The following is a 12,941-nucleotide window of genomic DNA, read 5'->3' as shown; positions in this document are numbered from 1 at the left end:
CTAGAATGTCCCGCCCCCGCCCATGGCCACCAGCTCCGACTACAACTTCACCATCCTCGATGAAACCGAGGATTGGCTGGTGGTGGACAAGCCGGCCCCGCTCCAGATTCACCCTAGCAAGCCGTCGGATGCGGGACTGACCCTGTGGGACGGGATTCGCGAGTTGCTGGCCTATGAGCTGGCCAATGGTGGACAGGTCTCCATCATCAACCGGCTGGACCGCGAGACCAGCGGGGTGGTGTTGATTGCCAAGACCGGCCCAGCGGCGCGGCGGCTGGGCAAGGCCATGATGCGCCGGCAGATGGACAAGACCTACCTCGCGGTGGTGGCGGGCTGGCCTGAGTGGGAGGAAACGACCGTCACCGCCCCCATCCTGCGACAGGGGGACGTCATGGACTCCCGTATCTGGGTGAAGCAGCGGGTGGATGAGCGGGGAGTCCCGTGTGAGAGCCACTTTCAGGTGCTGGAACGACATGAGAACCGCCATGGTCAGTTCTCCCTGGTGGAGTGCGCCCCACATACCGGTCGCATGCACCAGCTCCGGGTGCATCTCGCCCATCTGGGGCACTATGTAGTGGGAGACAAGATCTACGGCCCTTCCGAGGATTGCTACCTGGAGTTCATCGAGACCGGGTGGACGCCCAAGCTGGAGGCCCAGTTGCACCTCACCCGCCAGGCGCTGCACTCCCACCGGCTCATTCTGGATGACGGCCAGGGCAGGCAGGAATGGGCGGCTCCGCTGCCGGTGGCGCTGGGGACGTTTCTCAGCAGCGGCCGCCCCTGAGGGTTGCCTTTTGCCCGCTGAAACGCATGTTGCGGGCGTACCCTTTTGCTCACGCCGAACGATTTTCCCGTCATGAATTCCAAGTTTTCTGCCTACGCCCATCCCGATGCCCTTGTCGACACCGACTGGCTGGCCGCCAATCTCGACACACCGGGCCTCCGGATTGTGGAAAGCAACGAGGACCTGCTGCTCTATGACACCGGCCACATCCCCGGCGCGGTGCACATCGACTGGCGTCGGGACCTGAACGATGAAATCACCCGTGACTACGTTGGTCCGGACGCCTTCGCCCAAGTGTGCCGGAAGAACGGCATCACTCCAGACACCACCGTGGTGTTCTACGGCGACAAGTCGAACTGGTGGGCGTGCTACGCGCTGTGGGTATTCCAGCTCTTCGGCCACCAGAACGTCAAGATCCTGGACGGTGGTCGCGCCAAGTGGACGGCGGAGGAAAAGCCGCTGACCCGCGAGGTGCCGAACTATCCCGCAGCTGACTATCCCACTCCGCTGGAGCGGGATGACACCACGAACCGCGCCTTCTACCATCAGACCTGGCAGCACATGCTGGCCAAGAAGCCGATGGTGGACGTGCGCTCCCCCAAGGAGTTCAGCGGCGAGACCACCCACATGCCAGAGTATCCGCAGGAAGGCGTGCTCCGCGGAGGCCACATCCCCGGAGCCAAGAGCTGCCCCTGGGCCACCGCCGCCAATCCGGACGGCACCTTCAAATCCGCCGAAGAGCTCGACCAGATCTACACTCAGAATCTGGGCCTCAAAAAGGACGACGACATCGTCGCCTACTGCCGCATCGGCGAGCGCAGCAGCCACACCTGGTTCGTGCTCAAGTACCTCCTGGGCTACGACAAGGTCCGCAACTACGACGGCTCCTGGACCGAATGGGGCAACATGGTGCGCAGTCCAATTGAGAGGAGTTTCTGAGGCTAAGAGTTAGATGTCAGTCGTTAAGAGTTGGAGCCATACGACGACTCCGATCAGTCTGGCCTTATTCTCCTGCGGAGATGCTCACTCCTAACTCCCAGCACTCCCCACTTTTCACTCTCCACTTTTCACTGCCTTTCATGTCCTACCCCCCCGCCCTTCAAGACATCATTGAACTCTTCGAGCACCTCCCTGAACAGGAGCGGCGGGAGAACCTCATTGTGATGTCGGACGGTGCCAAGCGTCAGGAGCCCAAGGAAGGAGAAACCTTCGATCTCGAAGACGTCCGCAAGGACGAGGAGTGTACCGACACGGTGGGTGTGTACTTGAAGGTGGACGAGGAGAACAAGGTGCACTTCGCCATCACCCTGGGGCCCTTGGTTCAGACCCTCACCAAGGCCATGACCTCCATCCTCTGCCGGGGCCTCAACGGGGCGCGGCCAGAGGAAATCATGGCCGTGCCCGCCGATTTCGTCCCCCGCATTGTAGGTGCCGAACTGGTGCGCCTGCGCAGCCAGACCGTTTATTACGTGCTGGGCCGCATGAAGACGGCTGTGAAGATGTACCTGGACCGCAAGCGGGCTGCCGCTGCGGCAGCAGCTTGAGGCAAAACGAGTTCGAGGAGCGGCCCCGCGCTTTTGTGTCGGGTTCTTGCAAATAATTGCATCTCCTCGCGAGAATATGAGGGGGAACTCCGTAAACTGGAGCTCGCAAATAATCCCCTCACGCTCGCATGGCTCCTTCCTCACCCGGCGCCGCCGCGCCTTCCCCCGTCGTTTCCTCCATCCCACCCAAGAACAACCCTCCGACCAGGCCGCTCTTGCGACCGGGATTGGTCGCGTTGCTTGTGGCGACAGGGTTCATTCCCGCATGGGGAGCAACCCGCAACAAGACGAGCTCGTCCAACGCCCTCAATGACCCGGCCAGCTGGAGCGGAGCAATTCCGGGGGGGAACGACATTGCCGCGTGGGTCGCAGGCAGTGCCACCTCCAATGCCTTGGGCGCTGACCTTTCGTGGCTGGGTATCAAGCTCGACGGCGTGGCCTCGGCTGTGGCGATCACCGGCGCGAACACGCTTACGCTGGCGTCAAACGGCATCGATCTGAGCGCTGGTCCCGCCCAAGATCTGACGATTTCTTCGAACCTGGCGTTACGAGCCTACAGCGGCCAGGTGTGGAATGTGGGGACCAGCCGGCTTCTGACAATCAATGGCAGCACCTTCACCCGTGGCCTGGGAGCCACGCTGAGTGTTCAGGGTGCTGGCACCGTCGCGGTGGCGGGCGGCTTTCCCACCAATGACAGCACCGGCATCCTGGGGCCCTGGATCACCTATGGAACGGGTGCCAATACCCGATATGCCCTTCGCAATGGCAGCAACCAGATCGCCGGATACACCGGCACCACGGTAGTCGCTGCAGACGCAGTCGATACCACCGGGGCCCTGAACTATGAAGTGAGCGGCGTGGGCACTCTGGGCGCTGGAGCCTCGTTCAACACCCTGCGTTACACAGGAGCCAGTGGCGCGCTCGCAGGAGATTTCACCGTGAACGGCATCCTCAATGCCGGAGCCGGAACGCTGACCGTCTCTGGGAAAGTCACGGTCGGAGCTTCACGTGAGCTGGTCCTGACCGTGCCTGATGCCACGCGGAACCTGACCCTCAGTGGCGGCATCGCCGACAACGCCTTGGGAGCCTCCAGTGTCACCATCGCCCACAACACCGCGAACGCGGGCACGGTCACCCTGTCGGGCGGCAGCACCTACACGGGCACCACTTACATCCAGTCTGGCACCGTCGTGGTCTCCCACAATGATGCCCTGGGCGCATGGGACACCAACACGAATCCCGGCGCGGGCACCATCGTGTACACCGCGAACCGCGGTCGGCTTCAGGTCACTGGCGGCGTGACCCTCTCCGAAGTGATTTCCTTCATTGGAGATGATCCCAATGGCACTTCCCACTCCAGTCTGATGAACGGAACCGGCAAGAACACCTTGCTGGGACAGATCCGGCTGATCAACGGGCTTCGCATCGGCGGCAGTGGGGCTGGCAATGTGCTCAATATCAAAGGCGGTATTGTCTCCTCCGATGGCACCAATCGACAGCTGGTCCTCAATCCCGGCGGCAGCACCGTGAACATCACCGACAATGCGGTGAACCTTGCCGCCGGCGGCACCTTCTACTTCGACCAAAGCGGTCTCGTCACGCTGGGTGTCGGCGGCAACGTCTGGGGCCGGACCATTGTAGGGGGCGGTGGCACAATGCGCATGATGGCAGCCAACGTGTTGCCCACCGCTGCCGTCCTGCAAATGGGAGTGGCTTACAACGCCAGCGCCAGCATCTTGGATCTCAATGGCTTTGACCAGACGGTCTCGCGCCTTGAGCAGAGCACGGCCACTCCGGGCTCGGTAACCAGTGCCACAGCTGCAACCTTCACGGTTAACCAGTCATCCAGTGGCTTCTTCACGGGCCAGATCACTGGTCAGGTGAAACTGGTGAAGCAGGGCAACACCACCCTCCAACTCGGCGGAAACAGCACTCATACCGGCAACACAGTCATCCAGGCTGGCGTGCTGGAACTGAACTCCATTGCTGCCTCCGTGGACAACAGCTCCACCGTAGCCAATACCGTGTCCTCGATCTCCGGCCTGGACACCACTCAGCTGTTGGTGGGTCAAGCCGTGACGGGCACTGGCATCCAGGCCGGCACCTACATCACCTCAATCGTCAACGCGACAACGGTCAACATCAGCCGTGCCGCCAACGCGAATGGCGATGGCACGGTCTCCTTTGGCGCCCTCACGGGTGGTCTCAGCGGCAGCACCGTGGACTACGACAGCTACGGCGGCAGCCTGACGTTCGGCAAATTCACCGCCGCCGCCCAGATCGGCGGTCTGAAAGGCAGCCAAAACCTCTCTCTCGTCAATACAGCCAGCGCCGGAGTCGCCCTCAGTGTGGGAGGAAACAACGAGTCCACCACCTATAGCGGCGCGCTCAGTGGCACGGGCGGATCCGTGAACAAAGAGGGCACTGGCACCTTCACGGTTACGGGCAACAACACCTACACCGGCGGCACGACCATCAGCAAGGGCACATTCCTGGCCAACAACACCGCCGGCTCCGCCACGGGGACGGGCAGTGTGAACACCGTGGCAGGTAGCGGGGCGAAGCTCGGTGGCACTGGCAGCATCACCGGAGGAACCTCGCAGAACATCACTCTCGGCGCGGGCACCTTCCTCATGATCGGCGGTTCACACGGCGTCAACTCCGGCGGAGCCCAGGATCTGGTTCTTGGAAACAGCGGTGGCGTCACCAATGTGGACATCAATCTGGGTGGCACCCTTCAGTTTGACCTGTTCAGCAACGACGGCAGTGGCGTTTCCAATCCCCTGGGGGAAAACGACGTGCTCAAACTCTTCTCCTCCGTCACCGTGGATCTCACCGGCAGCAGTCTGGAAGTGGCCGCGCTGGGCATGGACCCGCTTACCTGGAACATCGGCGACACCTGGATGCTGATTGATCTCTCCGGGGTGACCCATCCCACCAAACTCGATGGCAGCCCGCTCCTCTCCAGCATGCCCACGCTTGCTCCGGACAAGAAGTGGACCAGCTACTCGGATGCGAGCGGCTTCTACGTGCAGGTCGCTGCCGTGCCCGAGCCGGGTCGCGCCATGCTGCTCATCCTGGCAGTGGGGGCCTGGGGCTTGCGCCGTCGGCGCAAGCTGTCCGCTTGATCCCCTTTACAGGCCTGCCGGCTTCTGCAGCATGATGGAGACAATGAACGCACCCAGACCGATCAACCAGACGAGCGCCAGCCCACCGCCTACGATGATGCCAATCCAGGCGTGGGCTTTGCCGCGGATCCACGGCTCACGTTTGGCGCGTTTCAGCCCCTTGATCCCCAAGACGAGCGCCGGGATGCCCGTGAGAATGCCGACGCATGGGATGAGGGAAGCCACCGCCAGATAGTAGGCAGTGAGTGCCTGCGGGTTCTTGTACGGAATCACCCCGCCGGTGTGATCCCCCTGAGCCGACTGCAGCAGACTGCCGACCGTAACGGGTGTTTGCGATCCCACCGGCCAGGCCAGGTCCGTGGGGTGCAACGATCCGGCCGTGAACAGGCGGCGCACCTCCTCCAGAGGATAAGGACCGTACGACTCGTTCTGGCGCTGAATGGTGTAGTTCATGGAGGATGTTTTGGCGGTTATTTGGAATAAATATCCGGGATGTAAAGCGGTGAGTTTTCAACTGGACAACCGGAGACCTCGCGGCTGACTAGGGAGCATGTACTACGTCGGCAAAGATGGCAGGCAGTCGGGCCCCTTCTCTCTGGAGGAGCTGCGCGCCATGGTGGGCAAGGACCAGCTGCACGTCGATGACCTCATCTGGAAAGAAGGCATGCCCCAGTGGGTGCAGGCCGGCGCTTTACCCGGGCTCTTTGGCTCTGCGAGCGTCCCACCGCCGCCGCTGGGCATCTCGCCACCCGGAGCCCAGGCCTCGCATGGCTACCCGCCGCCCACGTTTGAAGAAGTGCCCACCTACCTCTGGCAGTCCATCGTGCTTCTTTTGTTCTGCTGCCCCCTCTTTGGCATTCCGGCCGTGGTGCATGCTGCCCAAGTGGACAAGAAGATGGTCGTCGGTGACGTGACCGGAGCCAGGCGGTCTTCCCAGAAAGCCCGCTTCTGGTGCTGGATGTGCGTGGTGTTCTCCCTGATCAATTTCGCAATCACCCTCTGGTACGCCTACCAACACCCTGACTTGCTCCAAAATTGAGGGATCTGGAATCTTCGTTGTCCATGAAAGGAAGCCCGCGCACCGCCTCCCGGATCGCCCTTGGCAGCGCGCTGTTGGTGGCCATGCTGGTGGGCGCGATCGTGCTCTACCAACATCCCCCGGAGGGCAACGGCCTCTACCCGCAATGCATGTTCCACCGCCTGACCGGCTGGCATTGCTCCGGCTGCGGTGCCACCCGCTGCCTGCATGCCCTGCTCCACCTCAGGTTCGAGGAAGCAGCACGCAAAAACATCCTCGCGCTGGCGGGCTTGCCCATCCTCGGATTCTTCCTCCTCCGTGGCCTATGGCGCTGGATGCTCAACCGCCCCACTCCCCCACCCCTCAAAGGCCCCTCCCGGTTCATGGCCATCGCCATCGTCGTGGTCATCCTCGGCTTTGGCGTGGTGCGCAACCTCCCCTGGCCGCCCTTCACGTGGCTGGCCCCGCATTAAGATTGATGCCGTTTGCGCACCTCAACCGCGCAGAACCAGGGGATGGCAAGGTGAATAGCACGGCGTTTCATGGGGTAGTTTCCTGATAAATCAGCTGCATCATGTGTACCTTGAGAAAGACTGCCTGGAGCTTGGCTTTTCCTGATACCGGTGTCTCAGTTGATGACCACACACCGAGGAGCACAGGTTTGCCACTTATCATTGGGGCGGAAGTGCTGATAGAATGGGCAGCCACTCCGCCGATTGCTTTTTCAATCTCGACTGCCCCATGCTGGACAAGGTCAACGTTCACTTCGAGCGTGTAGCCATCAGCTCTGATGATTGTCTCCAACGCCAGCCGGGTGCCGATTCGTATGGGCTCCTCCCCTTTTTCGTCCTCTTGATTCTGATTCTTGCTCTTGGATCCCCCTCCCCATGCTTCGCCCGAAAACACTGACTCCTTCTGCCCACTACGCGTCTCGGTGATCCAAAGAGCGGATTGCCTGATTTCTCCTTTGGCCACCATCTCCTCCATGAGCTTCCAGGCTGCTGTGTGATCCGCAAGCCCTTCCGTGGCGGCGACCAGCGACCGGATCTGAGCCGCCTCTCCTTCTACAATCTGCAAGGCTGATCTCAACACCATTGAAGGATGAAACATAAGTCCATCCAGAAAACTCTGTATCTGATCGATGTTGTCCTGAGTGTTCAGGACAACCAACCTGCAGGTGGGGCGATGATAATAAATCCTTGCGCCTCCCTGAAAAGGTATTCCCTGCTGCTCCAATATTTCCTGAATCGATACGGTCTGACCTAAACTGGGATCTTCGGGCGCTTCCTCTTGTGTGTCTAGAAACGGATCCGCCCCCTTCCTGTCCTGCACTTCGTAGTCTTGCCACAAATGGTACAGGTTCATGGGACACCTGATCTGCCGGAGCACCAGGCCCCGGGGGACCGGAATGTCTTGAGGGTTCGATGTCTTCGCGCTCCCTGCAAGCCCCCCAGACACTTGCAGCTTCTCCGCGAGTTGAGTGTTCTTCTCAGGCAAAACGGGCATCGCATCGACCGTGAGTACTGCCGTTCTTATGACATCTTTGCCAGAGCCTCTCGGTTTCCACATGCCGACGACCCGAGCCCTTCCGCACTGGAGGGTCGCAGTCATCGTGCTTGTCGCCTCCGCGTGAACATCCGGGATCTGACGCTCCGCAGGCAGCGCTGTAAGATGCTCGAAATGCAGGTTCACATCGACCACCCCGCTGTGCCCTAAAGTGGGATCGATTTCCAGTTCCAGACGGGAAGCCGTTTCAGGATGATCGCAAACAACATGGGCTCGTTGCCCGGACCTCCCGTCCCACTGGGTCACCGCAAGCACTGTGGCTTCTCCTTTCTCCGCCAGCTTTCGGAGGGCCTCGGCATGAATAGTGTGATCGTGCGTCGCTATCAACTTTTCATGAAGTCCGGAGTCAGCGCCTGACCGAGATTCAAACACCTCCATCTTAAAGTTGAGCACGGCTGGGACATTGCCTGTCACGGTCTCGCAGAAGTGCTGGATCCTCTGTAGCGATTCGTTGGTGGATCGAACCGCCAGCGTCCAGGATGCGCTGTCATACAAGAAGGCAGTTCCCTTTGGCAATACCCCCACATGATACTCCATCATCTTTACTTCAGGAGGCGCGTCGGGAGACGATCTTCCCTTCTGGCCCCGCCCTGGTCCGACCAATGACGACAATGGGAGTTGGAACTCCCTAACTGACCACTCGTCCATTTTGTGAAAACCCTCCAGCGCGGCATCAAAGTCAGCGCCCTGATTCTCATCCTGGGCCAGTATGGAGAACGGACCCAGGCAAATGAGACTACACCAGAGCAAAAGCGCAGTATTCGTACGATTCATGAAGTTGATATAGTTGGGGGTATCCGCCTCAAACTCCTCGCAATCGTGATGGCTCGGTATGGGACTGCTGAAGCGTGGTCTGGGTGCTGGAACCATAGCCGTTTCAGTCAGTCACCTCGAACCTCGTCACCCGCAGAAAGACAGCCTGCGACATTGACCGGCCAGCGGCGTCAGGATCCGGCAGGTTCCACAGATAGATGAGTCGGGGACTGCCGGACAGCATGGAGGTTGAGGTGACCACTGATCCAGAGGGCGTCGGCCCCCGATGCTGTCCGATAGCCAGATCCAAGTCAATCGTACGTCCGTCGGGGCCCATAGTGGCGTCCACTTCCAGGCGGGTAGCGTTCTTCACCGGTCCCGAATCTTCATTTTGCGCGGGATGTCTATTGGTCAGGCCGGCAAAGAGGAACAAACGGCATCCACTGCTTGTTTCCGATCTCAGAAAGCCCGTTCGCTTCAAGTCTCCTTTCGCCAGCAGAGCGTTCATGCGCCTCCAAGCAGCGGTGTGATGGGCATGTCCACGAGTCTCATCTGCGAGCGATTGCATCAATGCCCGCTCCCCTTGGACCACTAGAAAGTCGTGCACCATGGTGATAGGGCTCATCTTGCTCATCGACTCCGCAAAAACCTCGATCATCTCCAGGTTCTCCGGGGTGTTGAGGGCCACCAGCCTTGCTGTCCTGCGGTGCCAGTATGCCCTAGAACCCTTTGGGAGCGGAATGCCTTGTTGTTTGAGCACTTCCTCTGCTGATCTGGCCCGCCACGAAACCTTGCCGACTTCTGGTGCCTGCTCACTTGAGCTGGCAAATGGATCTGACAGTGCTTCCGTTTCAGACACCGTATTCCCTAGCCCGAACAAGCTCAAGGGACAGGGGAACGTGCGCAGTTCCATGCCCTCCGGAACACTGATCTCAGGGACGGGCGACGGTTTGCCCCCATCAAGGCGGCGCACTTGTGCGTTCAGTCGGTCTGTCATTGCGACAAACAACGGGTGAGCGTTAACCACCAGAATAGCCGTGCGCGTCGTGTCCAGACCATCTCTCGCGGGCTTCCACATGGCGACAGCGCGGCTTGCTCCGATCCTTGCCCGAAAAGTTGCTTTCACCGTAGCCGCCTGTCGAAGCTCGTCTGCTCCCTCGGCTGGTGACGGTGCATCACGACTCTGAAAGAGCATCTTCAGGTCAACTGCTTCAGACTCGCCCAAGGTGGGCGTGATCTCGAATTTGATCATCGGCTCAGCGTCATCGCCCTTTTGCTCAAGCTTGAGTAGCTGACCGGTTTGCCCCTGTCCTTGAAGATGGGCAATCAGCCTGGCCTGACCTTTGGCGAACTGCTCACGCAAAGTCTTCGCATAACTCTCATGATCCTGGCTTTTCGCCAATGAATCAAGAAGCGCCTCATCCGCGGCGACCTCAGATTCAAAAACCTCCAGCTTGCAGGTGACGACCCGTGGCAATTTGCGAACAACATGTTCGCAAAAATAGCCGGTCCGCTCCAGCCCTTCACGAGTAGATCGCACAACCAAGGTGTCGGCATCGAGGTCTACTGCAACAGAACTTCCCTCAGGAAGAGGTCCGATTGTCTTTTCCAGCTCCCTTTTGTCGCGGGCCACAATGGGTTGGAAGGACTGAGTATCCCATTCATCCATCTTCCGAAAGGCCTCGATGGCCTCGGCTGCTTCCTCTTTATTCCCCAGATCGCGGGCCAGCAGCGAACCCATACCAGGAAGAACTTGGATGACGAATAGCAGGAATAACTTTTGGGCTCCATTCATTGGCAAAGGGGGGGTGCCTGATGGTTGGCGGAAAGGTCCAGACTCGCCGACCTTGTGAACAACTGGGATCTGGTGTGAAAAAGTCTGCTCCAAACGGGCCACTCAGGGCAAGCTTGTTCTCGATGCGCTCTGGAACAAACTTCCTTGGATCGCGATAGGCCATGGCCAAACCGACGTTAAATTACCATAAGCACCCAATTCCGGGATGACTCCTGTCCCTTAGCTGCTAGGATTCGACTGTGCTGCAACAAGCCCAACAGGAACGACTGGCCCTCGACTGGCTCTACGGTACCCAGCTGTTTGGGATCAAGCTGGGGCTGGAAAACACGCGCAAGCTTCTGGACGACATGAAGCTGCCGATGGGCGGTCAGAAGTTTCTCCATGTGGCGGGCACGAATGGCAAGGGGAGCGTCTGTGCGTTTTTGCACAGCCTGCTAAAGGCGGCTGAGGTCAATGCCGGGCTTTTCACCTCTCCCCACCTCATCCACTTCCGGGAGCGGGTCCGGGATGCAGAGCGCACCATCACCTCTCAGGAGATCGTCAAGGAGGTGGAGGCCATCAAGAAGCGGGTGGAGGGCTGGGATCCTCATCCGACGTTTTTCGAACTCACCTTTGCTCTCGCGCTGGACTGGTTCCGCAAGCGGGAGTTGGAGTGGGTGGTGCTGGAAACGGGCATGGGCGGGCGTCTGGACGCCACCAATTCCGTCCTCCCGGCGGCCTGTGTGATCACCAGCATCAGCCTGGATCACCAGCAACACCTGGGCGCGACCCTGCGGGAAATCGCCACGGAGAAAGCTGGCATCATCAAGCCAGGAGTGCCCGTCATCACGCTGAAACAGGCCCCCGAGGTGATGCAGGTGCTTTCCGACACCGCCCGGGAGCGGGGAGCCCCCCTCTCCATCGTGACCACGCCTCTGCGGGGTTACCAGCTTGGCCTCTTCGGCCAGCATCAGCTCTGGAACGCCACCCTGGCCGTGGCCGCCTTCAAAGCCGCTGGCTTCCGGGCCAGCGAGCCCGTGCTGCGAGTGGGCCTGAAGACGGTGGAATGGCCCGCCCGCTTTCAGCGCGAGGAGCAGGACCGCTTGGTCATCGACGGAGCCCATAACCCTGACGCCGCCGAAACCCTGGTGCGGACCTGGCATCAAGCCTTTCCGGGAGAGAAAGCCAGCGTCGTGTTTGGCGCGGTGTCCAACAAGGACGCCAAGGCCGTCATGCGCTCCCTCCAGCCGATTGCCTCCCACTGGCATTTCACCCGCTTCGACAGTCCCCGCGCCATGGCACCGGAAGATCTGCGCAAGGAACTGGCCGACCTGTATGCCAGTGCCGTGAATTGCAGCGTCCATGAGACGATCGAAGACGCCCTCGCCAAGGCCCGCCACAACGCGGAACGCGTGCTCGTCACCGGCTCACTCTATTTAGCAGGAGAAGTCATCTCCATCCTCCGCGGCGAACGCGAGTGGTTCCAGAGCAGTACGCAGTAGGGGGAGAGGGATAAGGGAAGAGGGCCAAGGGATAAGAAACTGAGTACGGAGCAGCCGATTCTGCGTCCCGAAACACGCCTTCCCCATTCCGCATTCGCTACTCTACTGTCCGCGCCAGCCGTAGCTGGTGATGGCGGTCAGCTCCACCCAGTGGTTCTTGCCATCGGTCTTCCAGCCGAGTTCAGCAATGACCGGCATGTCCATGCCCCAGCCGAGCTGGTTGGCCAGTTGCTGGGCGAGAGAAGACTTCTTCGGCACAAAGATGTGACCCTGAAAGTGGCCGTGGGGCTGCTTCACCTCGAAGGCATCCTTGGAAGTCACCTCAGGCACGTCTTTGTCAAAATAGTGCTTCCTGCGAAGCATCACGCGAAATTTTGCGTTGGGTGCGCCCTTGGTCTCCAGGAACTTGAGCATCAAGTCCTCCTTGAAGTCCATGAAGGCCTCCCAATCCACCCTCACACCGGACTTGGTGGATTGTTCCACGAGGGTCAGCACCGGGTGATCCAAGGAGCCGCCGCTCAGCTCAAACATGCAATAGGGCGGCACGCCGTTCTTGTTCACGTAACGGTCCACGAAGTCGATCTGACCAACGCGGATAGGGCCGTCTGCGAAATGCCCCGGATTCTTGTCGAGAGCGGCCCGAAGCGCATCGGCTTTTTGGACCAGGGTCAAACGGTCGCGCCACGTAGGGGCATCCAGGAACTTTTGCAGCACTTCGACCGCCGTTTGAGCCTCCTTGGGCAGTTTGCTCACCTTCGCGCTGGTGGCGGGGGTCGTAACGAGAGTCACGGCAGGACCCGACATATCCGGGACGGGGCCGTTGGGCAGGGCCATGTCGGGCGGGGGCGGCGGCAGCCCTCCATAGGGCACCT

Annotated in this window: 11 protein-coding genes; 7 read left to right on the top strand and 4 right to left on the bottom strand. The window is 60.3% G+C overall.

The annotated features are described in order from the left end of the window. Positions 1-22 precede the first annotated feature (22 nt). The 4 genes from BV034_RS00710 (at position 23) to BV034_RS00690 (ending at position 5,456) form a co-directional block, all read left to right on the top strand. Positions 23-784 carry an RluA family pseudouridine synthase gene (locus BV034_RS00710; protein WP_050023112.1) on the top strand — a complete coding sequence of 254 codons (762 nt, stop codon included), beginning with the start codon at positions 23-25 and terminating at the stop codon, positions 782-784. A 72-nt stretch (positions 785-856) separates the two neighbouring features. After that, a complete protein-coding gene (locus BV034_RS00705; RefSeq protein ID WP_050023110.1) occupies positions 857-1,723 on the top strand; it encodes a sulfurtransferase in 867 nt (288 codons plus the stop codon). Between the two features lie 140 nt (positions 1,724-1,863). Further along, on the top strand, positions 1,864-2,328 hold the full coding sequence (locus tag BV034_RS00700) for a SufE family protein (protein ID WP_050023108.1): 465 nt from the start codon (positions 1,864-1,866) through the stop codon (positions 2,326-2,328). A gap of 128 nt (positions 2,329-2,456) precedes the next feature. Beyond that, positions 2,457-5,456 (top strand): autotransporter-associated beta strand repeat-containing protein, encoded by a 3,000-nt coding sequence (locus tag BV034_RS00690; protein WP_081887487.1) that lies wholly within the window; start codon positions 2,457-2,459, stop codon positions 5,454-5,456. A 6-nt stretch (positions 5,457-5,462) separates the two neighbouring features. Here the strand turns inward: BV034_RS00690 and BV034_RS00685 are convergent, their stop codons facing one another. Further along, positions 5,463-5,909, bottom strand: coding sequence for a DUF4190 domain-containing protein (locus BV034_RS00685; RefSeq protein ID WP_050023102.1), 447 nt, complete (start codon positions 5,907-5,909; stop codon positions 5,463-5,465). Positions 5,910-6,006: 97 nt separating this feature from the next. On the opposite strand from BV034_RS00685, the gene BV034_RS00680 reads away from it, so the two are divergent. Both BV034_RS00680 and BV034_RS00675 read left to right on the top strand, forming a co-directional pair. Beyond that, positions 6,007-6,495 (top strand): CD225/dispanin family protein, encoded by a 489-nt coding sequence (locus BV034_RS00680; RefSeq protein WP_050023100.1) that lies wholly within the window; start codon positions 6,007-6,009, stop codon positions 6,493-6,495. 23 nt (positions 6,496-6,518) lie between these two features. Continuing rightward, positions 6,519-6,947, top strand: a complete 429-nt coding sequence (locus BV034_RS00675; RefSeq protein ID WP_050023098.1) for a DUF2752 domain-containing protein — start codon at positions 6,519-6,521, stop codon at positions 6,945-6,947. A gap of 67 nt (positions 6,948-7,014) precedes the next feature. Here the strand turns inward: BV034_RS00675 and BV034_RS00670 are convergent, their stop codons facing one another. Both BV034_RS00670 and BV034_RS00665 read right to left on the bottom strand, forming a co-directional pair. Then, positions 7,015-8,814, bottom strand: a complete 1,800-nt coding sequence (locus tag BV034_RS00670; protein ID WP_265592487.1) for a hypothetical protein — start codon at positions 8,812-8,814, stop codon at positions 7,015-7,017. A gap of 103 nt (positions 8,815-8,917) precedes the next feature. Further along, the gene (locus tag BV034_RS00665; protein ID WP_265592486.1) at positions 8,918-10,534 is read right to left on the bottom strand and encodes a hypothetical protein; all 1,617 of its coding nucleotides are present in this window, start codon (positions 10,532-10,534) and stop codon (positions 8,918-8,920) included. A 293-nt stretch (positions 10,535-10,827) separates the two neighbouring features. On the opposite strand from BV034_RS00665, the gene BV034_RS00660 reads away from it, so the two are divergent. Beyond that, positions 10,828-12,069: a folylpolyglutamate synthase/dihydrofolate synthase family protein gene (locus tag BV034_RS00660; RefSeq protein ID WP_050023093.1), complete on the top strand. Its 1,242-nt coding sequence runs from the start codon at positions 10,828-10,830 to the stop codon at positions 12,067-12,069. Between the two features lie 102 nt (positions 12,070-12,171). Here BV034_RS00660 and BV034_RS00655 read toward each other — a convergent pair. Next, positions 12,172-12,941 (bottom strand): hypothetical protein (locus BV034_RS00655; RefSeq protein ID WP_265592485.1); only part of this gene is annotated, 770 nt, incomplete at its 5' end.

Origin of the sequence: Verrucomicrobium sp. BvORR034 (genome assembly GCF_000739635.1) — a bacterium.
GTDB lineage: Bacteria > Verrucomicrobiota > Verrucomicrobiia > Verrucomicrobiales > Verrucomicrobiaceae > Verrucomicrobium.
This window is presented reverse-complemented; position numbering and strand designations above follow the sequence as displayed.

Excerpts from the sequence above, each read along its gene's own strand:
- BV034_RS00700 (WP_050023108.1), top strand. The coding sequence starts at position 1,864 with ATGTCCTACCCCCCCGCCCTTCAAGACATCATTGAACTCTTCGAGCAC.
- BV034_RS00675 (WP_050023098.1), top strand. The coding sequence starts at position 6,519 with ATGAAAGGAAGCCCGCGCACCGCCTCCCGGATCGCCCTTGGCAGCGCG.
- BV034_RS00705 (WP_050023110.1), top strand. The coding sequence starts at position 857 with ATGAATTCCAAGTTTTCTGCCTACGCCCATCCCGATGCCCTTGTCGAC.
- BV034_RS00665 (WP_265592486.1), bottom strand. The coding sequence starts at position 10,534 with ATGGGTTCGCTGCTGGCCCGCGATCTGGGGAATAAAGAGGAAGCAGCC.
- BV034_RS00670 (WP_265592487.1), bottom strand. The coding sequence starts at position 8,814 with ATGAATCGTACGAATACTGCGCTTTTGCTCTGGTGTAGTCTCATTTGC.
- BV034_RS00690 (WP_081887487.1), top strand. The coding sequence starts at position 2,457 with ATGGCTCCTTCCTCACCCGGCGCCGCCGCGCCTTCCCCCGTCGTTTCC.
- BV034_RS00680 (WP_050023100.1), top strand. The coding sequence starts at position 6,007 with ATGTACTACGTCGGCAAAGATGGCAGGCAGTCGGGCCCCTTCTCTCTG.
- BV034_RS00710 (WP_050023112.1), top strand. The coding sequence starts at position 23 with ATGGCCACCAGCTCCGACTACAACTTCACCATCCTCGATGAAACCGAG.
- BV034_RS00685 (WP_050023102.1), bottom strand. The coding sequence starts at position 5,909 with ATGAACTACACCATTCAGCGCCAGAACGAGTCGTACGGTCCTTATCCT.